This is a genomic window from Oceanobacillus jeddahensis (genome assembly GCF_000750635.1).
GTDB lineage: Bacteria > Bacillota > Bacilli > Bacillales > Amphibacillaceae > Oceanobacillus > Oceanobacillus jeddahense.
The window spans coordinates 1,017,899-1,042,643 of record NZ_CCDM010000001.1 but is presented as its reverse complement, the minus strand read 5'-3'; the positions used below and the strand labels follow the sequence as shown (position 1 = coordinate 1,042,643).

The window sequence follows — 24,745 nt, the reverse complement described above, 5'->3', positions numbered from 1 at the left end:
GAGGCATGTTAATTATAGTTACTTATGACGTAAGCACTTCTAGTTCTGGTGGGCAAAAACGGCTTCGAAAAGTTGCAAAAATTTGTCAAAATCATGGACAACGTGTGCAAAATTCTGTATTTGAGTGTATTGTTAATACAACACAATATACTATTTTAAAAAATGAAATACTTAGTATAATGGATACTGAGAAGGATAGTATAAGATTTTATCGTTTAAGTGATAATCATCATTCTAAAGTAGAACATTTCGGTGTTAAAGAATCTTTAGATTTAGAAGGCCCTTTGATCTTCTAAATACATTATTTGAGCAGGTGCTAACCTAAAGCGAACATAAATTACTAGGGAGGTTAGCACTTATTGTTTTTAAAGGGATTATACCAATTCAGTCTAAAATTTTGCCAACTTATAAGTATTAAATTTTAGGTTAGCACTTTTGTAACTATAAACCCTTATTGGATACGTGCGTACACTGTGCGCTTTCGCACTCTATATGAGTGCGTGGATTGAAATATGCCTGTTCCGGCATAATGTCCTCCTAAACTACTTTCGCACTCTATATGAGTGCGTGGATTGAAATTCTCCGTCCTTAGCATGGCTAATTAATTCAGATACTTCGCACTCTATATGAGTGCGTGGATTGAAATAGTTATAACGAAGAAGATATCGTTATCGATTTTTCGCACTCTATATGAGTGCGTGGATTGAAATCTAAGTTGGAACGTCCGCTGATGCCCTCATAGCCTTCGCACTCTATATGAGTGCGTGGATTGAAATTTTACTATATTTAAATTCATTAATTTCTATTTTGGTTCGCACTCTATATGAGTGCGTGGATTGAAATTTTTGCAATACTTCTTTTTGTTGCTTGCCTTTCCTTCGCACTCTATATGAGTGCGTGGATTGAAATACCTCTAATTTATAGTCGCTGTCTTCCTCGTTTTCTTCGCACTCTATATGAGTGCGTGGATTGAAATTTCGGTAAAAGGCAGAACGTCGTAACCCATCAGTTTTCGCACTCTATATGAGTGCGTGGATTGAAATCTCTTCAAATGCATCTGAAATTCTGATTCCATTTTCGCACTCTATATGAGTGCGTGGATTGAAATCGAGGCTATTGCTTGATAAAGGTCGTATCCTTTATTCGCACTCTATATGAGTGCGTGGATTGAAATTATGATTGTTCCATGCGCAGGAAAGACGATATCTTCGCACTCTATATGAGTGCGTAGATTGAAATAGAGACGATATTATCTCCATTACCAGATTGATAGTTCGCACTCTATATGAGTGCGTGGATTGAAATAAATGGTATTGGAAACAAAATTAAAGATATTGCTTCGCACTCTATATGAGTGCGTGGATTGAAATTGATTTAAAGACCACCAGAGACATACACCAACGGTTCGCACTCTATATGAGTGCGTGGATTGAAATTTTCCATCGCACCCTTTAAAAATCCAATCATGTTTTCGCACTCTATATGAGTGCGTGGATTGAAATTTGATGACTGTCAACTCTTTCCCTGTCTGAATCTTTCGCACTCTATATGAGTGCGTGGATTGAAATAGTGACCAAGATTGCACAAATCTATCGGATTATTTCGCACTCTATATGAGTGCGTGGATTGAAATATCAATATTATCGACATCAGCAAACACGCCTTCTTTCGCACTCTATATGAGTGCGTGGATTGAAATCTTGTTTCAGTGACATGAGAATAAATCAAAGTTGTTCGCACTCTATATGAGTGCGTGGGAGACTATTTTATTATCACAATCATGAGCTTTGATTAATAAGCTTTCTTTCAATTGATCTATCTAACAGAGTAAAGTTATTACGAATATACAAAAACTGATTGTTCAAGAAAAGTTGATAGTTATTTTATAGTATTGGAGACTATAAAATATATTTGTTATACTTCAGAACAAAATTACCTATACTTACTAAACAAGAGCCTTTATCTGATAAAGGCTCTTCATATATATCATTTTATTGTAATAATTATAATTTTTTAATATAAAAGGTTGGTCTATCTTTACGTACAATTGATAATAATCACGCTACCTTTTTCCTTGTAGTAGATACTTTCAGATACGGATATACGATTCCAAAGAGAACAATAAATACCCCTATCCATTGAATAAAATTGACCACCTCATGCAGCACAATTATTGACATAAGAATAGCCATTGGTAGTTCAGAAGCACTTAAAATCGTGCCTAATCCACTTCCTATTTTAGGCATAGAAATACTAAATAATAAAGGAGGGAGAACAACTCCAAAGAAACCAAGAAGCAACCCCCATATCCACAACCCATTAATAAAAGTACCTTCCACTAGAAAAACAGGCGGAAAAATTATAAATGTAATGAGAAATGCTCCTGTAGCCATTAACGAACTTTTTAACATTGGAGGTACTTCTTTTCCTACTCTTGCACTTACATAAATGAAAGTTGTAAAACTTATTGCTGCAAGGAGGCCCCAAATAACCCCTGTCATAGATACATCCTGTAAACTTGTCCCAAATAAATTTACAGAAAAAATAGAGCCTAAAAATAATAATAATACCGATCCTATACTTTTTTTAGTTGGCCTGTTTTTTTCAATAATCCACTCAAACATCATTCCCATCCAAGTAAACTGAAAAAGCAATACAATAGCAATGGAAGCATCTAAATACTGTAATGAAATATAATAAAATATTCCCGTTAAAGCCATAGGCATTCCTGCTACGAGTAATTTTAACCCCATAGATATCGATACTTTTGATTTATGAGAAAAGAATAAAACAGTCCAAAACAAAATAGCACCAACAAAATATTGAGAACCAATTACTTCACTAGGTGAGTACCCATTACTATATGCCAACTTTACGAAAGTAGACAATATACCAAAACTACATCCCCCTATAAATACATTTATACTATGCTTTAAATTTATCATTAATTAGCCTGCTTTCTTCTATACATACTAAAAAAAGCCTCCCTACGAGCATTTAATAGTAGGGAAACTCTCGTTTTAGCTCATTAGGGCGTGTTGATTAGACAATGTATCTATAAAATGCTTAAAGAAATCTTTCCTATTTACATCTAAACACACTTTTGTATTAACTTCCGTTTGTGGTCTGCGTAAATCTGTAAGTGTAGCTCCTACAGTATATGTCCCCTCTGTTTCAATACACACTTGAAACTCTTCTGTTTTCACAAAATTATCATTGATTACTACACCAATTGCTAAAGGATCATGTAATAGTCTTTGTTTACCTTCACCCATTTTTATACTTGAATCAAAACCAAATTGAATAATATGTGTTAAGAAATGCTTTAATTGTTTTTCCTTAGAATTCCCTTCAGGCATTTTTTCTAATAACTCCTTTAAATTTTCTTCTCTAAAATCTGCTTTAGTTGTAGCATCTAACCCTACCATTGTAATAGGTATCCCTGAACCAAATACTTCTTTAGCCGCTTCTGGGTCCCCGTATATATTTGCTTCAGCCCAAGGTGTGACATTGCCAGGCCTTTTTAAAGCTCCCCCCATTAAAACTAACTCTTTAACTTTTTTAATAATAGTTGGATCTTTCTTTAAAGCTATGGCTAAATTAGTTAATCGCCCAACAAATACAAGTGTTATTTCATGTGGATTCTCGTTTAATAATCGGATGATAAAGTCAGATGCATTTTCTTCTTCTACTTCTTGCTTTGGGTATGGAAATTTATAATCTCCAATTCCATTACTCCCGTGAACATGTACTACTGGCGAAGGTTTAGAACGATAGAGTGGTTTTTTTGCTCCCATCGCTACTGGAATTTCTTCATCCGGTTGAGCAGCTTCAATTACTTGTAATGTATTTAAAGTAGCTTGTTCAGCACTAACATTACCGAACCCTGTTGTAATCCCTTCAAGTTTTATCTCTTTTGATTTAATTGCATATACGATAGATAAAGCATCATCTATTCCTGTATCAACGTCTAAAATAATTCTTTTCATATGCCATCCTCCTAATTTATCACAGCTTTTTCCTCATTATTATTTTCTACTTCATCTCTTAATGGTAAAGAACTTTGAGCACCAACTTTTGTGACTGTCAAGGCTGCAACTTTACTTGCAAATCTAGCTGCAGATAAATCTGTATGCCCTTCATTTAATCCTACACAGAATGCAGCAATAAAAGCGTCTCCGGCAGCAGTTGTATCCAATGCCTTAACAGGATACGGCTCAATATATTCTACACCCTTGCTGTTAACCAAGTATGATCCTTTTTCTCCTAAAGTAACGATTACTTGTTCTACTCCCCTTGATTTCAAGTATTTTGCAGCCAAAATGATTTCTTCATCTGTAGTTACGGGCATTTTCGTCAACTGTTTTAATTCTGTTTCATTCGGTATAAGCGTATGGATATATGGATAGATTTCCTTAGATAGATTTTGTGCTGGTGCAGGGTTTAAGATAACTTTTTTATTGTGTTGATTTGCTATCTGCAAAGTGTATTCAATAATTTCTAAAGGTATTTCTAATTGCATTATAATCAAATCACTGTCTTTTATATCAGGAACTACCTGATCAATATCATTTTTAGTGAATTCATTATTTGCCCCCGGTACTAATACAATATGATTATCTCCACTTTCATTCACAGTGATAAATGCACTTCCAGTTGTCTTCCCAACAGTAATCGAAGAGGTGTCAACATTTGCATTTTCCAAGTTATTCATTAAAATAGAACCGTGACTGTCATTTCCTATCTTTCCAACCATCTTTACATCTGCATTTAATCGAGCTGCAGCTACCGCTTGATTCGCTCCTTTTCCGCCAGGCGTCACGTGAAAATCCTTACTTATTATTGTCTCACCCCGTTCAGGAAGCTCTCTTACCTGTGATACTAGATCAATATTTAGACTTCCAATAACAACTATTTTTTTCATTGAATTCACCTTTTTAGCTTCAAATTAATGTGCTTTATTTACTATGCTTTCTACCATTTCGTCGATATCTAAAATATTATTTTTAATTCCTAATTTATTACTTAAACTACTAATATACGGTTGTTTAAGTCTTCCTTCTTTTAAAACATCTAAATTCCAAAAAACTTTTCTCTTTGTTGTATCCGAAATTTTCCTTTTATTTGCCATAACAACTACTCTGTCAAAATTTTTAACAACAAATTCCATATCATGACTAATTGTTATAACTGTTCTTCCTTCTTGATTTAATGTAGCAATAACAGAACCAAGCCTTTCCATTGCAAGAGCATCTTGACCAGCTGTTGGTTCATCCAGAATAATAACACTGGAATCCATTGCAATAACAGAAGCAATCGTAACAAACTTTCTTAACGAAAAAGGCAAATTATAAGGATGTTCTTCCAAAAGATCCGTAATCCCCATCATTTCAGCAGCATTTTTTACGTTTTCTTCTACTTTTTTTTCATCAAAACCTAGATTCTTAGGGCCGAATTTTATTTCACTATAAACATCATCATGAAATATTTGTTCATCTGGGTTCTGAAAAACATAACCTACTTTTCTTGAAATTTGTGCAGTAGTATAATCTTTGGTATTCCAGTCATCTACAAATATATTTCCATCAGTCGGCTTATAGAGACCATTCAACAGCTTCATAGCAGTAGTTTTTCCAGCTCCATTTTGCCCAATGACCGCTATAGATTCTCCTTTTTCGATATCCAAAGACACATTTTCAATAGCTGTGAAACCATTAGGATATGCAAAAGTAACCTTTTCAAGCTTCAAATAGCTCATATACATACCTCTTTTCTTTCCAATAATTTCGTTATAATTTCTAATGCATCCTCTTCAGTAATTGGTAAACTATCTAAATATACACCCTTTTTTCGTAATTCTAATCCTAGCAATGCATATTGAGGAAGCGTACTGTCAAATTGAAGTACTTCTTTATCAGAGAGAATATCTTCTTTTTTACCCTTCATCTTTACTTCCCCATTTTGCATAAGAATTACTTCATCAGCATATTTTGCGATAAGTTCCATTTTATGTTCTACCAAAATAATTGTTTTTCCTTGCCTCTTCATCAAATCAATTATTCTAAATATTTCCTCAGTGCCATCTGGATCTAGTTGAGAAGTGGGTTCATCAATAATTAAAATGTCAGGGTTCATTACAATGATAGAAGCAAAAGCTACCCGTTGCTTTTGTCCACCAGATAGATCATTCGGATTCTTATCTCGTAAATAATCAATATCCAGCATTTGGATTACATTTTCAACACTTTTCTTAATAGCATCAACTTCTATACCTAAATTTTCTAACCCATAAGCAATTTCTTCAAATACTGTATCTTTCACACCACTAATTTGTGTAAATGGATTTTGAAAAACATAGCCTATATGCTTTGCAATTTCTCCCATTTCCCATTCTCTGATGTCTTTTTCCTTAATATTGACATGACCTTGTAATTCTCCTTTATAGAAGTGAGGAATGTATCCTCTTAGAACATTACAAAGTGTTGTTTTCCCACTACCATTGCTGCCTATTAAGGCATATAATTTACCTTGTTCCAGATCTAAATTAATATTTTTCAAAACATTTTCATTTCCTATAGGATACTGGTACGATAAATTTCTCACAGATATATAACTCATCATAAAAATCTCCACCCAATTACTACTAAGATTAATAATACAAATAAAATCCTGACGATATTATCTTTCTTTGATTTCTCAATATGTTGTAAAGTCGTTTTTGTTCCGTGAACAGTAAATGCTCTTGCTTCTAATGTAATTACCCTTTCTTCAGTGCTGGCAATAGACCCTAAAATCATAGGACTTAATGTGGGAAGAAATGCTTTGGCCCTAACCATTAAATTACCTTCTGTTTCTACTCCCCTGGATCTTTGCGCATCCATAATTGTTTTCGACATTTTACGCATTTCAGGGATTATATTCATAGTAGATAATATAACGTATGTTGCTTTTGTAGACAGACCCATTTTCTCTAATGCATACGTAAAATTCTTAATAGGTGTAATAGAAAAATATAAAATAAAAGCGCTTCCAATTGCAAGTATTCTTGAACTTAGCATCAGACTAAATTCTATTCCCTCTAATTTCACTGAAAAAATCCACCAACTCCACAAAATAGTTTCACCTGGGTAGAATAAGCTTTGTAAAACGAAAATCAATACAACAATTGGTATTAATGCTTTTATTACAATATTACTAAGCGTTTTCCCCTTCCCTGCTAAACAAGCAATCACTAAACAGACTGCAACTAATGAAAAAGGATAAACGTACCCTTCCATAATAAAAACAGATGCGATGACAAAAAGGACAAAAAAGAAAGTGGTTGTTGGATACAAATCTAAAATATACTCTCGCACTATTTTCATGATATCACCTCTTTAACTTACTTTTTTTATATACTGTACACCATAATTCTGTTTAGATAAGTAGCGATCGGACATCTTTTTAACAATCCAAAATGCAATAAGGACGGATATTATTTTATCTGCACTTTCAATGAATATTTTCTGTGAAAAGACAGCTGTCCACATTTCTTGTCCTGAAGCTAGAAAAACTGCAGTAATTGCATCAGATCCAGTACCTGAAATACCTCCAAAAACCATTACTTGAATTGGTGTTGCAACTAAAATAGTAACAATGGTAATTACTAAACCAGAAATAATTGCCCTTTTAAAATTCTTAACCATCCCTCTTGAAGAGAGCCACCCTGCAGCAAATCCAATAGCCATATTTACAGGGGCAAAAGCAAAGCTGACAGGATTGAAAAATCCTTGTATTAAATTAGTAACTCCTCCGCCTACCAGTCCAACCCAAGGTCCGGCAACTAAACCAACAATAATTGTACCTATTGAATTTAAGAAAAGTGGTAGCTTCAAAAGAGATACTAATTCTCCACATACAACATTAATAGCCACACCAATTGGAATAAGTAAAATAGCCAAGAGCGAAAAATCATTTTTAATACCTTTTTTCATCTTATTATCCTCCATTTTATAGTTTATTTTGGGATGTACTTTCATTAATCATCAATAATGGTTCAATAATAATGGTTTCTTTCTCTTGCTCTGGTGTTCCTTTAATTTGTTTTAATAATAATTCAACTGCATTTTCTCCCATTTTATAGCTAGACTGTTCTATTGTTGTCAATTTGGGAACAAGTAAATGATTATATTTTATATTGTCAAAACCAATAACAGATAAATCATCGGGGATTTTTCTACCTAACTCTGCTGCAGCCTGATATACTCCAAAAGCCATTAAATCATTGAATGTAAAAATAGCTGTTACTTCTTTTTTAATTAATCCCTTTGCCGCTTTATAACCTCCTTTCATTTGATAGTCTCCAGTAAAAATAATTTCTTTATCTAAAGGTATATTTGCTTCTTTTAGCGCTTGATAGTATCCACTAAACCTTTCTTTTGAATTTTCAATATGCTCAGGCCCCGTTATACACCCTATTTTTTTGTGATTTAAACTAATCAGATGTTTTGTTGCCATATATCCTGCTTTTTCATTGTCTACATAGACGCCGCTCATTTTTGAGTTAGGCTCTGCTCTATCTAATAAAACCATTGGTATATTATTTTCTTCTAAGAATCCTTTAAGCGGTTTTGACAATTCTGCAAAGGCATAGGTATATATAATCCCATCAACATTTTTTTCTTTCATTAAATCTAAATATTTTCTTTCACGATTAAGGTCCCCATCTGTATTACAAAGAATGACACTATATTCATTTTCATTAGCGAAATCTTCTACTCCACGAACTAATTCAGGAAAAAATGGATTTTGAATATCTGGAATAATCAAACCTAATGTTGCCGTTTTTTTAGTAATCATGCTTCTCGCAATCCTGTTAGGTTGATAATTATGTTTTCTTATTATTGTTTTTATCCTTTCTTTTGTATCTTTTCTTATAGATTCATCTTTGTTGTTAATAACTCTTGAAACTGTAGCTATAGAAACGTTAGCTTCTTTCGCAATATCTTTGATTGTGATAGTCATAAAACCCTCCTCTATCTGAAAATTCTATTATGTAAACGTTTTAGTATAACGTTTACATAATATTATTACACTATAAGTTACTTTGTCAATACTATTTTTAAAACAAGTTTTTAAAATGAGAAAATTCATAAAATTTTTCACTTCGAAATTTTAGAAAGTTGTTTATTTTGAAACAAACGTTTATGATAAGAATTAAATACATATATTTTTAATAGGGGGAACAGACATGAATAAAAAAATTGCAGTTATAACCGGAGCAGGTAGCGGACTTGGGACATCATTAGCTATAAAGTTTAACAAGCTTAACTATCATGTATGCTTAATAGGGAGAAATAAAAACAAATTAATTCAAACTTCTGAATTACTTAATCAAGATTTTTCTATTCATACTTTAGATATTTCTGATGAACAAAATGTTAAGAGTACTTTTGACTACATTTCAAATGAATTTGGCCCTATCGATACACTGATCAACAATGCAGGAATTGGTTTTTTTGATACATTAGAACAGCTCCCGTCACATGGGATAGAGCAAATGCTTGATGTCAACTTAAAAGGTAGTATTTATTGTACTCAATCTGTCTTAAAAAATATGAAAAATAGAGACTCTGGTACGATAATCAATATTATATCGACAGCAGGTTTAGAAGGTAAAGTTAATGAAACTGTTTACTGTGCAAGTAAATTTGGTTTGAGAGGCTTTACAGAAGCTTTAGAAGTAGAATTAAAAGAAACAAATATACGAATTTATGCTGCATACATGGGTGGAATGAAAACAAATTTTTGGGATAAATATTATCGTTCTGATGAAATTAACCATATGATGAATCCTGACGATGTTGCTGATATTATTATAAATGACTATCAATTACGTGATAATTTAAAAGTAACGCAAACAGTTATTAAGAATAGTAAATAAAGAATTAAAAATAAGCGCTTTTCCATTCTAACGTATGATGAAAGCGCTTTTTTTGTTATCCATTAACTTTCATTCCACACCTATTTTTGTATGCGAAAGTAGAATAATTAATAAATAAATTCAGCAATAAAAATTTATACAATGACAAAAATGTAGAAACTGATACTTTTCCTTTTCTCGATCGATCAAACCATCTAGTATTCAAAAAACAGATACAGTTTTTAATATAACATCGACCACCTTCATAAACTAAGATCTCACCTTTAATATAATAGTTTTTCTATTTATTTTTAACTAGTATCCCTTTACTAATTTTAAGCTTATCTATCATATCATCTACTACTCTTCTCCTGTGTTCCATTGGCAAATCGCTTTCCAGTGTTGCAAAAAATTACTTTTAAGCTACATGCCTATTCAATCAAATAAAAAATACCCCTGATTAATGAGTACAACTTCGTTACTTCTCATTAATTATTTAGGAGCATTTTAGTATGTAATCTTTACCTTCTCCTATCATTGATTTCTTTAATTAGAAATATGAAGGAATCCTTTTATAAAAGTCTTACCGTGCTTTTTATCAGTTGTTTTCCGAGTAAAATATAATAATTCACTATTACAAATAATGCAAAATGCCATTAATAATGCAAAAACGCATCAAACAATCCTATATTTATCGATTTTTCGGACAATCGTGGATTGGTTAACTTTTAGTATTTTAGCTACCTCATAAGTTGTTTTGTATTTTTCAAGTGCGGTTTCAATAATTTCCTTTTCAAACTTTTCCACAGCCTTTTTTAATGAATCAATATTTTCTAATGAAGACACAGATATAGAATTTTTATGATTTAAATTCTTTGGCTGTTCTAAAAACGCTAAATCAGATGTTGATATACTATCACATGGAGAAGTAACAATTGCCCGTTCTATAGAATTTTCAAGTTCTCTTATATTCCCTGGCCAAGGATAACTCACTAATATATCAACCGCTTTCTTATCTATTGTTTTCTCTTTTTGAAATTGTTGATTGAATTTGTGTATGAAGTTTTGTACTAAGGAAGGAATTTCTTCTTTACGGTCTTTAAGTGAAGGAATCTGTATAGGAATCACATTTAAACGATAATATAAATCCTCTCTAAATTTTCCTTCTCTAACCATTTCATTTAAATTCTTATTTGTAGCAGCAATAATCCGGCAGTTCACGTAAATACTTTTTGTACCGCCAACACGCATGATTTCTTTATCTTGTATGGCTTGTAATAGCTTTGTTTGTATGTGTAATGGAATTTCACCAATCTCATCTAAAAAAATAGTGCCCTCATGAGCTAATTCAAACAGTCCTTTTTTTCCTTCTTTAACTGCTCCAGTAAATGCTCCCTTCTCATAACCAAAAAGTTCTGATTCAATAAGTGTTTCAGGAATGGCTCCACAGTTTACTTTAATAAACCTCTCTTTACTTCTAGGGCTTAATTCATGAATGAGCTTGGCAATTATTCCTTTCCCAACCCCAGATTCCCCTAAAATTAACACATTTGAATTTACTTGAGAAACGGTTTGTGCAGTGCTTATCACGTAACGCATACTAGGAGATTCAATTATAATCCCTTCAGACATTAATTTTATTTTTGTTAATTGATTTAATTCTGAATTACTTATAATAGGCGATTGTGAATTTTCAAATTTCCCCATAATATTACTTAATTCTGTTAATTCACGTGCATTTATAATAACTTTGCTCACTTTATTTTCATTATTAAATATTGGAGTAGCTGTTACAATAATTTTGCGGCCAGTAGCTGTCGATTGAATTGTAGTAATTCTTCTTTTTTGTGAGATGACTTTATGACTTATATTTGATGAGACTATCCCTTCATCTTCTAATTGTTGAGCAGTCTTCCCAATCATTTCTTCTTTTGGTAAACCATAAAATCGATGCGAGGCTTTATTCACGAAGGTACAAACACCTTTATCATCAGTGACAAAAATTTCATCATGAGAATGTTCAATGATGTCATACAAATCTTTTATGTTGTTTTTCATTTTCTTTATTTCTCTAGTAAGCTTTTCTGTTTCTGTGCGATCCAAAATATAGATAGCCCTACTTTTGTTATTTGCATCTGATCCTAACGGATAAAAATTCCATTCTAGAAACTTATCATTCACCCAATTATTTGCTTTTTCTTTTTTTATATCTTGTGCAAAATTCCCTGGATAAAAACTATCTATATTTTTCCCAAGTAATTGATTGCTAATTATTGATTGGGCATATTTATTATGATTCACAATAATTCTATTGGAGCTAACAAGAAGAAAGCCAAAATCGGCCATTTCCATTAGCCATTCATTTAGATTAATTAAATTGGGCATTGTCTGTTTAAGTTTATTTTGCAAGTAGGTGAATTTATTTAATATACCTAATGGCTTATTATGATCATCCACGATAATGATAGGAACATCTTCCTTTAAAGATACGGCTATGTTGCTCTCCCTTTCTTTAATAATGATAATGTTTTCTTCCATAATAGATTCCAAAGACCATCCTAATTGCGTCCCCAAATTCATTACCTTTAGTAAGTAATTAAGTTTGACACAACCAGAAACCTTATCTTCTTTATCGACAAGAATAAGGTAATCAAAATTATCAAACCTATCATAAATAAACTCTGATAAATTACGTATTTTCTCTTCCTTTTTAAAAATAGGTAAAGAGATAATGAATTCTGGATTCAATTTTCCCACCCCTAAATATTTAAATTTTTAATATATTTAGAATTATACAATGCTTTTTATTAAATTACTAGAACAAGAATAGATGCTAAATTGCATCATCTTCCACTTCAATTTGGCACAAAAATTGCATGCATATAAGGAAAAGGAGGAATGAAAGATGGTCAAAGAAAACGAAAAGGAAACACTTAATTTACCGTTTGTTGGAATTAGCTCTTTTGGTAAATATCCAATTTGTGAAAATTTGGATCAATTACAGGCAGATGTTGCGATATTAGGAATTCCTTATGATATGGGAACTCAATGGCGTTCGGGTACTAAAATGGGACCAAGAGGGATTCGAGAAGCATCTACACTCTTCAGTTTTGGCTTAAAAGGTGCTTATGATCCTGAACGAGATGATATGTATTTGACACCACAAATTCGTATTAATGACTGTGGAGATGTAGACATGGTGCATGGTGATTTAGAACAATGTTTCGATAATATAGAGAACTCTGTAAGAAAAATTGTTTCTGGAGGCGCTATGCCAGTTCTATTGGGAGGAGATCACTCTATCACGATACCATTTGCACGTGGCTTAGAATCGCTAGGACCTTTTCATGTGATTCAAATCGATGCGCATTTAGACTGGGCAGATCATCGTTCAGGACAAAGATTAGGACAAGGGAGTCCTATTCGTAGGATGTCAGAAATGAGTCATGTAAAAGGGATTACTTCGTTAGGAATTCGTGGAGTAGGCAGCAGTCGTAGAGAGGATTTTGAAGATGCAAGAAATTATGGAAATGTAATTATATCACCTAAAAACATGAGAGAGATGGGTTTAAAAGAAGTAATAAATCAACTTCCTGAAGGAGAACGCTTTTTTGTCACTATTGATATTGATGGTTTAGATCCATCAATTTCTCATGGAACTGGTACACCTTCACCAGGAGGACTTTTCTATGATGAAATTAACGAAATTCTTGAAGGTATTGCTAAACGCGGAGATGTAATCGCTTTTGATTTAGTGGAGGTTTCTCCTCCTTATGATCCAACAGGTGTCACTTGTATAACAGCAGCAAGAACGATCATGGATTTTATTATGTTTATTACAAAGGAAAGGGAAAAGAAAGGACAATTAATTAGTCAAAGCAAATCGGTTAATGAACAATTCATTAATAAATAATTTTTTGGGTATAAAGAGGCTAACATGTAACTCCATGTATGCATCACATTGTTATCATGTGGCCTCAAAAAATAATAGGAGGATACTAATATGACTGTATTAATGTCTGAAATGACTTGGGATGAGTATGAAAAGAAAGTGAAGGATTCCGTTATTTTTTTACCAGTAGGAGCTACAGAACAACACGGCTATCATTTACCTCTAGGTGTGGACTTTTACCAAATAGAAAAACTATCCGAACTAGTGGCGGAGAATGTCAATGGGATTGTTGCTCCAACGATTCAATATGGATACAAATCACAGCCACACAGTGGTGGTGGACAAATTTTCCCTGGCACCACCAGCTTGAGTGCCCAGACACTAATTTTATTAGTAAAAGATATCTTATTAGAATTTATCAGACATGGAGCAACTAAATTTGCCGTGATGGATGGACATTATGAAAATAAAATGTTCTTAGCTGAAGCTATTGATTTGGTTTTAAAAGAGGCAAATAGAGATGATATTAAGGTCGTTAAATGCTGCTTTACAGATATGCTTGATGAAGAGGTTGTTACTAAGCTATTCCCTAATGGTTTCCCAGGCTATGATTTAGAACATGCTGCCCTTATTGAAACAGCAATGATGTGTCATTTTTATCCTAATCTAGTTCACAAAGAGAAAATTATTTCGGAACAAGCAGATAACTTACCACGATATGAAATTTTCCCTCAACCGGAAGGAATAGTTCCTAATTCTGGTGTGCTAGCTGATCCAATTCATGGAACTGCTGCAAGCGGAAAAATTATTATAGAGAATTTGGTAAAGAACTACGTTGAAATGATTGAAACAGAATTTTAATTTAATCTAGTTTTAAATAATTTAGCTTAGCAAATACACTACTTCTTTTGGAGCAGAAATATAAAATAATTGAATATGTCTACCATTTTATTAGCATAATTTCTTTTGCTTTACAAGGAGGAAACTTATTTTAAAGAGAGGGTGTGATTCAAATGACAAGCTCTAATAGTTCTTCTGATTATGATTTGTTAAGTCCTGACCTGGCTCCTATTGAAGCAAAAGATAGAAATGTCTCAGTATCAGGACTAGGAATAATTTGGTTTGGTATGGCAGTTCAAATTACAGTATTAGCTGCATTGGCACAAATGACGAATTATTTTACCATTGGCGAATTATTAATGATTTACACAATTGGTTCCATTCTATTAGCATTTCTCACTCTTGTTGCTCAAGATATTGGTTTAAAATATGGAATTAGTTTTGCCACCTCAATTGTTGCCTCTTTCGGTTATAAGGGCGGAAAAATTGTAAGCGTTATCAGAGTTGTCCCAAGTTTGATTTGGTTTGCTGTAAATGGTTATATCGGTGCGCAGGCAATTAATGAGGTTTTTAAAATCATTTTCAGCTTCGATAATATTTATATTAGTCTAGCAATCAATATTGCTGCTCTTGTATTTGTTACTATAAAAGGAGTTAAAGGGATCGAACGGTTTACAACAATTATAGTTCCATTACTGCTCGTGGTAGGTATCTACATGCTCTATATAGTTTTAGCTAGTTACAATATACCTTTTAATGAAATTCTTAACATGGGAAAAACAGGGGATATAAATAGATCTTGGATATTTGGATTTGCAGTAATAGTTGGTCTTTTTTCAAGTGTTGTGATGGGCATGAATGATATTACTAAAAATGGTAAGGTTAAAAACACTGAAAAAGGATGGTTGAAAACAAATCGAAGATATTTTATTGCTAGTTTAATCGGTATTGTTCCAGCTCTAGTGTTCTTCTGTATTTTAGGTAATATTACAGTGGTCCTTTCAGGAAGAATCGATGTTCTTGTAGTTATTTCTGAGCTTATTCAGGAAAGATCTATTATTCTAGCTGTATTAGTCCAATTATTTATCGTTACCGCACAACTATCTACAAATACTGCTGCCAATTTATTACCGTCGGCGTATATTGCTTGCAGTTTAATACCGAAAAGGCTCAACTTTAAAGTTGCTACTATAACCGTCGCCATTCTAGCATGTGCGCTTCAACCTTGGAATTATTTAGACAGGCTTGATTTAATCGTTTCATTATTTAGTACTACAGCTGGCCCAGCAATGGCGATTATTGCAGTTGATTATTATTTATTTAGAAAACGGCAGTTAAGCTTAGATGATTTGTTTAAATCAAAAGGAAAGTATAACTATTATAAAGGGTTTAACCCTGCAGCATTAATAGTTTATATCATCGCTACACTCATTGGTTTCTTCTTTTTCCTAGATGTTAGTTTCTTTATTTCTACAGCATTAGCGATCGTTTTGTATTATCCTACTGCCAAAGTATTTGGAAAGAAATTTCCCATTATCATCCATGAAGAAACGAAGGCTTTTCCTAATGAATCGGATTCGAAAGTTCAAACATTTTAAAATGTAGGGATGGTGTTCCTCTAATGAGTTCAAAGAAAATTTTAGCACTAGGTGCGGACGTTATTTTTCCTGAATATCTACGTAAGGAAAGAGAAGAATATTTAAATCAATTGGCATCTCCAGAATTCATAGTCGATGTGAAACCAATTGAATACGGTGCTGATTATTTAGAATCTTATTATGATCAATGCATATCTGGCCCTAGTATTCTGTCTGAAGTTGTTAAAGCAGAACAAGGTGGATACGCTGCAGTTCTTTTGCTTTGTATGAGTGATCCGGCTATCGATGCTTGTCGTGAAGCAGTTGACATTCCAGTTGTGGGAACTGGTCAAGCTTCTATACTATTCGCAGCTTCAATGGGAATGAATTTTTCCATGATTACGATCCTTGAAGGTATTATCCCATTAATTGATAATGTAATAAGAACTTCAGGGTGTGATTATTCCATTGCTACACCAGTCAGAGCTCTTAACCTCTCTATTTCGGAAATGGCTGGAAATAAAGAAATAGTTATTGATAAATTTGTAGAAGTAGGAAAAAAGGCAATTACCGAAGATAAAGCTCATGTATTAATCATGGGTTGCACAGAAATGGGCGTAGGAGTAAAAGAAAAACTTGAAAACAAACTGCAAGTACCAGTGATAGAACCAAATGCAGCTGCATTAATGACAGCCATGTATCAAGTGAAATGTAACCTGATCCACAGCCGTAAAACGTACCCTAAGAAAACAGGGAATTCTGGTTAACTTCTAATTTCTAAAATATAGGTCATCTTATCGATGGCCTATATATGCGTTTAAAATTGATCAATTAAAATGAAAGGTGGATGACAATGATAATCAAACACGCCCAATTAAGAGATCGAGAAGGTTTATGGGATATTGTTATTGATAAAGAGAATATTGTTGATATTACTAAAGATTATCCGCTAAAAGATCAGGATAAGGTCATAGATGCAAGAGAAAATTTGGTTACATCACCATTTATCGAACCTCACACTCATTTAGATTATGCTTTAACAGCAGGAAATCCGAGCTGGAATATGACTGGAACCTTATCTGAGGGGCTGAATATTCAAAGAAAAAGAGGAGATTTATCGAAACAAGAAATTAAAACAAGAGCGCGGAAAGCAATAAAATGGTATATTGCTAATGGAGTTCAAGTTATACGCACACATACAAATATCTCAGATTCACAATTAATTGGATTACACGCCATGTTAGAATTACAAGAAGAATTTGCTCATATGCTAGAATTACAAATTGTAGCATTTCCACAACAAGGTATTTATACAGATAGTAAGATGGTAGCTCAATTGGAAGCTGCACTAAAAGAAGGAGCAGATGTAGTAGGCGGAGCTCCGCATTTTGAATTTACAAGGGAATATAGCGTACAATCTGTTAAAAAAATTTTTGAATTAAGCCAAAAATATAATTGTATGATAGATATCCATTGTGATGAAACGGATGATGATCATTCTAGGGCATTGGAAGTAGTGATTGCAGAAGCTTATCATATGGGTATTGGTCACTTAGTATCGGCAAGTCATACAACTGCTTTTGGTTCTTATAATAATGCTTATGCTTATAAAATCTTAGAGAATGCTGTAAAGTCAAATATTAATTTTATCGCAAACCCTCTTGTTAATATTAATCTTCAAGGACGTTATGATAGTTACCCTGTTCGTCGAGGACTGACAAGAGTGAAGGAGTTATTAGAAACTGGTATTAATGTTTGTTTTGGCCATGATGATTTGCTCGATTCTATTTATCCTCTCGGCACTGCAAATATGTTACAAGTTTTATTCATGGGTATCCATGTTTGTCACCTAACAGGATATGATCAAATGAATAAATCTCTGGATCTAATTACCACAAATAGTGCAAAAACAGTTCAAGTTGAACAAGAATATGGAATAGAAGTAGGTAAACCTGCTAATTTTATCATTTTACAAGCAAAGAATGATTATGATGCACTCAGAAGACAATCACCAATTTTATATTCAATCCGACAAGGAAATATAATTGCGGAAAATAATCCATTACAGGCAAAGTTGTGGTTAGGAAACGAAGAAGATGAAGTGGAATTTTTATACTAAATGTTTAACTTTTACAGCATAAATAATATAGCATACAGCTAAATTTGCAATTATAGTTCCTACATTATGGTGCTCCATATCCCCTTGAATACTAGATGTGAAAATATCACTCTAAAGTTTTATATTTTAAACAGTAGGATCGTGTCGATGTATACTCTAAAAATAATTTTTTTCTAAAGATTATTTTTCTGGAAAAGAAATGTTTTTAATCACACCAATCCACCAAGCTTTTTGTTTAATTTTCCTTGTTTAAACATTGAATTTAATAAACAATCTATACCATGACTGTTGGAGTTGTGGTATAGATTGATATTAGTGTTTTTTGGCTACTTCGGATAACATGATTATTTAACGTAAAATTGATTCGTTATATAGTTTCTAATCGTCCCCCTACTTTACCTACTGTCGCAGAAAAGTATCCTCTTACCCACAAATATTATCTCCAATGTTATTCAATTTTTAAATTTTCCTGTTGAAATTCTCTAGCTAGATGAATCAATTTTTCAATTTCGGGAGATGTATTATATGGGTCCCAAATAATGGATGTTTCTATCTTAGATGTTCTTTTAATTTCTTTAAAAGATATATCTTTATTGTTTGCGAATAAATGTTTAATAGACGATGGTACTAATGCTATACCTAGTCCGGCAGTGATTAAAGCAATGATAGCTGTTGAACTGTAAGCGGTAATGGTATTAGTAGGATAAAAATTATTATTGTTAAAGATGGAAAAAAAAGCATCATAATACGCTGGACTAACCTTTCTTGGTGTAATAATAAATGTTTCATTTTCCAATTCGTCAATGGATATAGGAGAATTATAATTTGACAAATAATGCTCTTTAGGTAAGACCATATTATAAGAATGTTTATTTAGCACCAATGTATTGTATCTTCCTTTAAGGATCGGTGTACATATAAAACCTATATCTATAAATCCATCTTCTATTGAAGATAGTTGTTTTGGTGAGCTAAGCCTATGTAATTTAATACTAATATCAGTAAACTGTTTTTTAAATAATTTAACGATTGACACTAAATCTGTAAGAGCAGTCTCAGAGAATCCAATTGATATTTCTTTTTTTTCGTTTTTATTTAATGTTCTTAAATATTGTTTGGTATCCTCTATTTCTTTGATTATTTTATATGATTTGAATAAAAAACTTACTCCCGCTTCGGTCAGTTCCACTTTTTTATTATCTCTAATAAATAATTTTTGATCTAAATCATTTTCTAAATCTTTGATTTGTTTACTTAACGGAGGCTGACTCATATTAAGCCTTTTTGCTGCTTTAGAAAAGCTTAATTCTTCTGCAACAGCTATAAAGTACTTTAAATGTCTTATTTCCATTTTTTAATCATTGCCACCTTTTTAAATTTTCACTATATTTAATAAATATAGTAACACAATATAATAAGTATTGTACATTTCAATCATTAAGGAGTACTCTATTAACTATTAAGTAGTGTTTTCAGAATTTTTTTATTTTATTAATAACTAAACAAAAAAAGAGGTGCGACATAATGGGGTTTGGAAAATATTTATTCAGAAGAATTTTGCAAATGATACCAGTAATGATTTTCGTTGTCATATTTAATTTTCTTATCATTAATTTTGCTCCAGGTGACCCTGTCGTTGTGTTAGCAGGAGAAAATGCTACACAAGAATATATGGACGAGCTTCGAGAATCATTTGGATTAAACGAACCACTTCACACTAGATTTATCATATATTTTGCAAATTTAATACAAGGTGATTTAGGAGTATCTTATACATATAATGCTCCTGTATCTGAAGTGATATTGGAAAAGTTAAAAGTTACATTAATGCTTGTTGTACTAAGTGAAACAATTACCATTATTGTAGGCACCACGTTAGGAGCTATTGCAGCAAGATATCGTGGGAAATTATTAGACAGCTCTATTTCAAATCTAGCCATGATCTTATATTGCTTACCTGCATTCTGGTTAGGAATGATTCTAATTTTAATTTTCGCTGTACATTTACAGTTACTTCCTAGCTCAGGGATGTATAGTTTTGGGGGAGAATATACAGGCTTTGTAGATTTATTAAGGCATCTTATTTTACCTGCAACTACTCTATTTTTAGTTCAATTACCAATATATATTAAAGTTACACGTTCTTCTGTTATAGAAGTAGCTCAAGAAGATTTTATTAAAACTGCAAGAGCAATTGGATATAGTGAAAGCACTGTTTACAGAAAATTCGCATTAAGAAATGCTTTATTGCCAACAGTTACTATCGCTGGTTTGTCGTTAAGCACATTATTTACAGGTTCCTTACTTACAGAAACTGTTTTTTCCTGGCCAGGCATGGGTAGAATGATATTCGATGCAATATCAGCTAGAGATTACCCCTTAATTATGGGAGGATTTATTGTTACAACATTTCTAGTAATTATAGGAACTTTAATAACTGATTTAATTTATACGTATTTAGACCCTAGGGTGGTGAATTCATGAAAAGATTAAAACAGTTATTTAAAGATAAATTTGCGATTATAGGAGCTTCCGTTCTTATTTTATTATTTATAGTTGCTATTTTTGCTCCTATTATTAGTCCTGGTGATCCACTTCATTCTATAGGATCCCCTATTCAAAAACCTTCTAGTGATCATTTTTTTGGAACAGATGAAATGGGAAGAGACGTATGGGATATGATTATTTGGGGAAGTAGAGTATCCATGCAATTTGCCTTTGGTGCTGCCGGGTTATCTTTAATCGTTGGCGTGATACTTGGTGCATTATCAGGATATATCGGTGGCCTTTTTGATGATTTATTATCTCGTACGTTTGAAATATTTTATGTTGTTCCAGTTACATTTTTAATTATACTGATGGTCGCTATATTTGGTTCTAATGTTTCTTTAATGATTGCTGTAGTCGGCCTAACAATATGGCCAACGAATGCCAGAATAATGAGAGCACAAGTACTGACCCTTAAAAACAGAACTTTTGTACAAGCTGCAGATGTTTCAGGCAGTGGTAAATTAAAAATATTATTTAAACATATTGTTCCCAATGGTATGGGACCAGTTTTGACCAATTCCATGTTACAAATGGCTCAAGCTGTTTTAATAGAAGCAAGTCTATCTTTTCTCGGACTAGGAGACCCTTCTGTCGCTTCGTGGGGGAAAATACTTCAATCTGGCCAAGGTCATATTTCATCCGCACCGTGGTTAGTTTTGATCCCTGGATTTGTCATTGCTGCCATGCTTCTATCATTTAACTTACTTAGTACAGCTTTGGAAAGAAACTTTGATGTCAAACAACAAATACACGATTAGATCTTAACAAAACGGAACTGCGAGGTGTAAAAATGATTATCGATGTAAAAAACTTATCAGTCGAATATAAAATAGGAAAAAAATATTTAAAAGCAGTGCATGATGTTAACTTCTCCTTAAATAAAAAAGAGAGTTTAGGATTTGTAGGAGAATCCGGCTGTGGTAAAAGCACACTTGCATACGCATTATTGAATCTATTAGAAAAAAATGGTCGTATTCGTGATGGCAAAATAATCATTAACAATAAAGATTTGGTTCATTCTACTGATAAAGAAATTCGTTCAACGAGATGGAAGGAAATTTCAATCATATTTCAAAATGCGATGACAGCCTTAAATCCGGTTGAAAAAATAGGTATTCAAATCATTAATGCATTGATGGAACATGAAAAAGTGTCTAAAAAACAAGCGATTGAAAGAGCAAAAGATATTTTTAATAAAGTCGGTATCTCTCCATCAAGATTAATGGAGTATCCTCATGAATTTTCGGGAGGAATGAAACAACGAGCAGTAATCGCTTTAGCATTGATATGTTATCCAAATATATTAATCGCAGATGAGCCAACAACTGCACTAGATGTGGTTGCTCAAAGGCAGGTTCTAGAACTATTATTACAACTTCAAGAAGAATTTGATTTGACATTAATTATGATATCACACGATATTTCAGTAGTAGCGGAAGCTTGTGAAAACGTCGCAGTGATGTATGGCGGAGAAATTATGGAAATGGGAACAACGGATGATGTTTTTAAGCAAAGCAATCATCCTTACACCAAATTATTAATCAACTCATTTCCTTCTTTATACCATGAAGTAGCAGAATTAGAACAAATTCCAGGCTACCCTCCAAGTCTGGAAGACCTGCCTAAAGGTTGTCCTTTTGCACCAAGATGTTCCTATGCTAAGGAAATTTGCTTTTCAGAAAAACCAGCTATGCGTGAAGTAAGAGAAAATAAGTTAGTAAAATGTCATTTTGCAGAGGAATTAGATTTTAATAAAGGAGGTGATTCATTATTAGTGAAGTAGTATTTAATAAAGTGACGAAAAATTACGTTTTAAAAACAAGCTTTTTCAAACAAATCGCAGGACAGAAAAATGTTGTTAGTGCCGTCAATAACGTATCCTTCCGTATAAAACAGGGAGAAATCATAGGGTTGGTAGGAGAATCCGGCTGTGGTAAAACAACTTTAGGAAAGATGCTAATGAAAATTGAAAGCATTACGGAAGGAGATATTTTAATAAATAATGAAAATATCTCTACTCTAGAAAAGAAAAATCGAAAGAAATTTCGTAAAAACGTACAAATGATCTTTCAGGATCCGTTTGATTCCTTAAATCCTAAAATGACAATATATGATATTGTTTCTGAACCACTCCGAAGTTTAAATTTATCAAAAAACGAAAAAGAAATGAAAAGAAAAGTATTAGATATTTTACAACTAGTTAATTTATCGCCAGCTGAAAAATATTTAGCTAGACACCCTCATAGACTTTCTGGAGGTCAACGTCAACGTGTTGCAATTGCAAGAGCTTTAATCGTTGATCCAGACTTTATTGTAGCGGACGAACCTGTCTCCATGTTAGATGTTTCTATAAGAGCAGGAATACTAAACTTACTGAAGAAAATTAACAAAGAAAGAGGCGTTAGTATTCTATTTATAACACATGATTTAGCAACTGCTCGATTTTTATGTGACCGAATAACAGTTATGTATTTAGGTGAAGTAAAAGAGATACTGCCAGCCAAAGAACTAATTGATAACAATTTACATCCATATTCTAAATTATTACTGTCCTCTGTACCAGATTTATTTGAACCAAAGAAAAACAGACTAAAACTAAAAGGAGAAGCTACAAATGCAGTGGTTCCACCAAAAGGTTGCAGATTTGCTCCGAGGTGTCCGTTTGCCGAGAACAAGTGTACAGAAGAAGATCAAATCTTAAAGTCTTACCAAGAAGACCATATGGTCGCATGCTGGAAAGCCGAGCAAATTAAAGAAGGAAAAAATTTAAATGAGGAGGAAAAATATTGGTTAAATTACAATTAAGTAAATCAGAAGAAGAAAGAGTAGACAAGATAACGAATGAATCTATATTTATTGATGGGCTATGTGGAAATATAATTAATCCCGAGCCTCCTGTCCGGGATGGGAAAACGTATCTAGATCGTCTCCTCGAATCCGGCATCACCGTTCAAAGTATTACGATAGCATCACCAGCAGCAAGCTTTGATGCTATTTTAAAAGAAATATATAGTTATTATAATCTCTTTAATTACTACCCTGACAAGGTAATGCAAATTAACTCTATCAAAGATATAGAAATAGCAAAAAAGGAAAATAAGATTGGGATTATTTTTAATTTGCAAAATGCCGCCGCCATCGGTAGTGATTTTCACAAATGGAGCATTTTAAGTAAGTTGGGATTGCGAATTTGTCAACTCACCTATAATGAACCAAATATCTTTGGATCAGGGTGTATGGCTGAAAAGGATAACGGATTATCTTTCTATGGGAAACAGGCAGTTCGAGAAATGAATCGGCAAGGGATTGTAATAGACCTCTCTCACGTCGGAGAACAAACTAGTTTAGAAGCAATTGAATTAAGTAAAAATCCATGTATATTTAGCCATTCAAATGCAAGAAAGGTAACACCTACAACGAAAAGAAATATAACAGATGAAATGATTACTAGTATCGTAAAGAAAGATGGCGTCGTTGGGCTAAGCTCTCATGCATTCTTATCTCATCATACGGAAGGCATTCAACCGACTCTTAGCGACTACATGGAACATTTTAAGTATTTACTAGATTTGGTTGGTCCAGACCATATTTCCATAGGAACGGATATATATGAATATTACACTAAATTTTATTGGGAAACTAAAACAAAGCTGCTCTATGACAGCCCCTGGTACTTTGAAACTGTTTTTAACAGAGACTTAAAAAGAGTGGATCAATACAAAAACATAGTCAGAGGACTTATCCAATTAGATTTATCAGATGACGCTATCCATAAAATTTTAGGTTTAAATTTAATGCGCGTTTTAGGGGCAAATGAAAGGAAAGAAGCAATTGCTTCGAAATAATCAAATAAGGGGATGGTGAGT

At 32.9% G+C, this 24,745-nt stretch carries 22 protein-coding genes and 1 CRISPR repeat array; of the genes, 12 read left to right on the top strand and 10 right to left on the bottom strand.

All coding sequences use genetic code 11. The features are described from left to right. The first annotated feature begins 5 nt into the window (after positions 1-5). The gene (gene cas2, locus BN986_RS04580; RefSeq protein ID WP_040978469.1) at positions 6-296 is read left to right on the top strand and encodes a CRISPR-associated endonuclease Cas2; all 291 of its coding nucleotides are present in this window, start codon (positions 6-8) and stop codon (positions 294-296) included. Positions 297-480: 184 nt separating this feature from the next. Continuing rightward, positions 481-1,765: a CRISPR direct-repeat array (repeat unit 32 nt; unit sequence TTCGCACTCTATATGAGTGCGTGGATTGAAAT). A gap of 292 nt (positions 1,766-2,057) precedes the next feature. Here the strand turns inward: cas2 and BN986_RS04575 are convergent. From BN986_RS04575 to BN986_RS04540, 8 genes are all read right to left on the bottom strand, one after another. Beyond that, positions 2,058-2,945, bottom strand: a complete 888-nt coding sequence (locus tag BN986_RS04575; RefSeq protein ID WP_040978468.1) for an EamA family transporter — start codon at positions 2,943-2,945, stop codon at positions 2,058-2,060. Positions 2,946-3,020: 75 nt separating this feature from the next. After that, the gene (locus BN986_RS04570) at positions 3,021-3,989 is read right to left on the bottom strand and encodes a nucleoside hydrolase (protein ID WP_040978466.1); all 969 of its coding nucleotides are present in this window, start codon (positions 3,987-3,989) and stop codon (positions 3,021-3,023) included. 11 nt (positions 3,990-4,000) lie between these two features. Beyond that, a complete protein-coding gene (gene rbsK, locus BN986_RS04565) occupies positions 4,001-4,924 on the bottom strand; it encodes a ribokinase (RefSeq protein WP_040978464.1) in 924 nt (307 codons plus the stop codon). A 24-nt stretch (positions 4,925-4,948) separates the two neighbouring features. Then, the gene (locus BN986_RS04560) at positions 4,949-5,758 is read right to left on the bottom strand and encodes an energy-coupling factor ABC transporter ATP-binding protein (protein WP_040978463.1); all 810 of its coding nucleotides are present in this window, start codon (positions 5,756-5,758) and stop codon (positions 4,949-4,951) included. Then, positions 5,755-6,621 carry an energy-coupling factor ABC transporter ATP-binding protein gene (locus BN986_RS04555; RefSeq protein WP_244444936.1) on the bottom strand — a complete coding sequence of 289 codons (867 nt, stop codon included), beginning with the start codon at positions 6,619-6,621 and terminating at the stop codon, positions 5,755-5,757. The genes BN986_RS04560 and BN986_RS04555 overlap by 4 nt, the downstream gene beginning before the upstream one ends. Next, positions 6,618-7,364 (bottom strand): energy-coupling factor transporter transmembrane component T, encoded by a 747-nt coding sequence (locus tag BN986_RS04550; protein ID WP_040978462.1) that lies wholly within the window; start codon positions 7,362-7,364, stop codon positions 6,618-6,620. The genes BN986_RS04555 and BN986_RS04550 overlap by 4 nt, the downstream gene beginning before the upstream one ends. A gap of 12 nt (positions 7,365-7,376) precedes the next feature. Continuing rightward, positions 7,377-7,973, bottom strand: a complete 597-nt coding sequence (locus BN986_RS04545; RefSeq protein WP_040978461.1) for a histidine kinase — start codon at positions 7,971-7,973, stop codon at positions 7,377-7,379. Between the two features lie 16 nt (positions 7,974-7,989). Then, positions 7,990-9,003: a LacI family DNA-binding transcriptional regulator gene (locus BN986_RS04540; RefSeq protein WP_040978460.1), complete on the bottom strand. Its 1,014-nt coding sequence runs from the start codon at positions 9,001-9,003 to the stop codon at positions 7,990-7,992. Between the two features lie 226 nt (positions 9,004-9,229). Between BN986_RS04540 and BN986_RS04535 the strand changes: the two genes are divergently transcribed. Beyond that, entirely contained in the window at positions 9,230-9,922 is a 693-nt protein-coding gene (locus BN986_RS04535; RefSeq protein ID WP_040978459.1) for an SDR family oxidoreductase, read from the top strand. Between the two features lie 654 nt (positions 9,923-10,576). On the opposite strand, the gene BN986_RS04530 is transcribed toward BN986_RS04535, so the two are convergent. Continuing rightward, complete coding sequence (locus BN986_RS04530) at positions 10,577-12,649, bottom strand: sigma-54 interaction domain-containing protein (RefSeq protein WP_081922116.1); 2,073 nt, start codon at positions 12,647-12,649, stop codon at positions 10,577-10,579. Between the two features lie 157 nt (positions 12,650-12,806). Here BN986_RS04530 and speB point away from each other — a divergent pair, with 157 nt between their 5' ends. The 5 genes from speB (at position 12,807) to codA (ending at position 18,329) form a co-directional block, all read left to right on the top strand. Beyond that, positions 12,807-13,814, top strand: coding sequence for an agmatinase (gene speB / locus BN986_RS04525; protein WP_040978457.1), 1,008 nt, complete (start codon positions 12,807-12,809; stop codon positions 13,812-13,814). Positions 13,815-13,904: 90 nt separating this feature from the next. Then, positions 13,905-14,654, top strand: coding sequence for a creatininase (locus tag BN986_RS04520; RefSeq protein WP_040978456.1), 750 nt, complete (start codon positions 13,905-13,907; stop codon positions 14,652-14,654). A gap of 152 nt (positions 14,655-14,806) precedes the next feature. Continuing rightward, entirely contained in the window at positions 14,807-16,231 is a 1,425-nt protein-coding gene (locus BN986_RS04515) for a cytosine permease (RefSeq protein ID WP_040978455.1), read from the top strand. A 23-nt stretch (positions 16,232-16,254) separates the two neighbouring features. Beyond that, complete coding sequence (locus tag BN986_RS04510) at positions 16,255-16,977, top strand: aspartate/glutamate racemase family protein (RefSeq protein ID WP_040978454.1); 723 nt, start codon at positions 16,255-16,257, stop codon at positions 16,975-16,977. Positions 16,978-17,063: 86 nt separating this feature from the next. Continuing rightward, positions 17,064-18,329: a cytosine deaminase gene (codA, locus tag BN986_RS04505; protein WP_040978453.1), complete on the top strand. Its 1,266-nt coding sequence runs from the start codon at positions 17,064-17,066 to the stop codon at positions 18,327-18,329. Positions 18,330-18,777: 448 nt separating this feature from the next. On the opposite strand, the gene BN986_RS04500 is transcribed toward codA, so the two are convergent. Beyond that, positions 18,778-19,680 carry a LysR family transcriptional regulator gene (locus tag BN986_RS04500; RefSeq protein ID WP_040978452.1) on the bottom strand — a complete coding sequence of 301 codons (903 nt, stop codon included), beginning with the start codon at positions 19,678-19,680 and terminating at the stop codon, positions 18,778-18,780. A 173-nt stretch (positions 19,681-19,853) separates the two neighbouring features. On the opposite strand from BN986_RS04500, the gene BN986_RS04495 reads away from it, so the two are divergent. Genes BN986_RS04495 through BN986_RS04475 form a run of 5 tightly spaced genes read left to right on the top strand, consistent with a single transcriptional unit; the run spans position 19,854 to position 24,724 of the window. Continuing rightward, entirely contained in the window at positions 19,854-20,813 is a 960-nt protein-coding gene (locus BN986_RS04495; RefSeq protein WP_040978451.1) for an ABC transporter permease, read from the top strand. Then, on the top strand, positions 20,810-21,637 hold the full coding sequence (locus tag BN986_RS04490) for an ABC transporter permease (protein ID WP_040978450.1): 828 nt from the start codon (positions 20,810-20,812) through the stop codon (positions 21,635-21,637). Before BN986_RS04495 ends, BN986_RS04490 begins: the two co-directional genes overlap by 4 nt. 32 nt (positions 21,638-21,669) lie before the next feature. Then, complete coding sequence (locus BN986_RS04485; protein ID WP_040978448.1) at positions 21,670-22,662, top strand: ABC transporter ATP-binding protein; 993 nt, start codon at positions 21,670-21,672, stop codon at positions 22,660-22,662. A gap of 11 nt (positions 22,663-22,673) precedes the next feature. Further along, entirely contained in the window at positions 22,674-23,684 is a 1,011-nt protein-coding gene (locus BN986_RS04480; RefSeq protein ID WP_198136779.1) for an ABC transporter ATP-binding protein, read from the top strand. Beyond that, on the top strand, positions 23,666-24,724 hold the full coding sequence (locus tag BN986_RS04475) for a dipeptidase (RefSeq protein WP_040978447.1): 1,059 nt from the start codon (positions 23,666-23,668) through the stop codon (positions 24,722-24,724). Before BN986_RS04480 ends, BN986_RS04475 begins: the two co-directional genes overlap by 19 nt. The last annotated feature ends 21 nt before the right edge of the window (positions 24,725-24,745 follow it).

Coding starts and splice junctions, on each gene's coding strand:
- cas2 (WP_040978469.1), top strand. CDS start 6: ATGTTAATTATAGTTACTTATGACGTAAGCACTTCTAGTTCTGGTGGG.
- BN986_RS04575 (WP_040978468.1), bottom strand. CDS start 2,945: ATGATAAATTTAAAGCATAGTATAAATGTATTTATAGGGGGATGTAGT.
- BN986_RS04570 (WP_040978466.1), bottom strand. CDS start 3,989: ATGAAAAGAATTATTTTAGACGTTGATACAGGAATAGATGATGCTTTA.
- rbsK (WP_040978464.1), bottom strand. CDS start 4,924: ATGAAAAAAATAGTTGTTATTGGAAGTCTAAATATTGATCTAGTATCA.
- BN986_RS04560 (WP_040978463.1), bottom strand. CDS start 5,758: ATGAGCTATTTGAAGCTTGAAAAGGTTACTTTTGCATATCCTAATGGT.
- BN986_RS04555 (WP_244444936.1), bottom strand. CDS start 6,621: ATGATGAGTTATATATCTGTGAGAAATTTATCGTACCAGTATCCTATA.
- BN986_RS04550 (WP_040978462.1), bottom strand. CDS start 7,364: ATGAAAATAGTGCGAGAGTATATTTTAGATTTGTATCCAACAACCACT.
- BN986_RS04545 (WP_040978461.1), bottom strand. CDS start 7,973: ATGAAAAAAGGTATTAAAAATGATTTTTCGCTCTTGGCTATTTTACTT.
- BN986_RS04540 (WP_040978460.1), bottom strand. CDS start 9,003: ATGACTATCACAATCAAAGATATTGCGAAAGAAGCTAACGTTTCTATA.
- BN986_RS04535 (WP_040978459.1), top strand. CDS start 9,230: ATGAATAAAAAAATTGCAGTTATAACCGGAGCAGGTAGCGGACTTGGG.
- speB (WP_040978457.1), top strand. CDS start 12,807: ATGGTCAAAGAAAACGAAAAGGAAACACTTAATTTACCGTTTGTTGGA.
- BN986_RS04520 (WP_040978456.1), top strand. CDS start 13,905: ATGACTGTATTAATGTCTGAAATGACTTGGGATGAGTATGAAAAGAAA.
- BN986_RS04515 (WP_040978455.1), top strand. CDS start 14,807: ATGACAAGCTCTAATAGTTCTTCTGATTATGATTTGTTAAGTCCTGAC.
- BN986_RS04510 (WP_040978454.1), top strand. CDS start 16,255: ATGAGTTCAAAGAAAATTTTAGCACTAGGTGCGGACGTTATTTTTCCT.
- codA (WP_040978453.1), top strand. CDS start 17,064: ATGATAATCAAACACGCCCAATTAAGAGATCGAGAAGGTTTATGGGAT.
- BN986_RS04500 (WP_040978452.1), bottom strand. CDS start 19,680: ATGGAAATAAGACATTTAAAGTACTTTATAGCTGTTGCAGAAGAATTA.
- BN986_RS04495 (WP_040978451.1), top strand. CDS start 19,854: ATGGGGTTTGGAAAATATTTATTCAGAAGAATTTTGCAAATGATACCA.
- BN986_RS04490 (WP_040978450.1), top strand. CDS start 20,810: ATGAAAAGATTAAAACAGTTATTTAAAGATAAATTTGCGATTATAGGA.
- BN986_RS04485 (WP_040978448.1), top strand. CDS start 21,670: ATGATTATCGATGTAAAAAACTTATCAGTCGAATATAAAATAGGAAAA.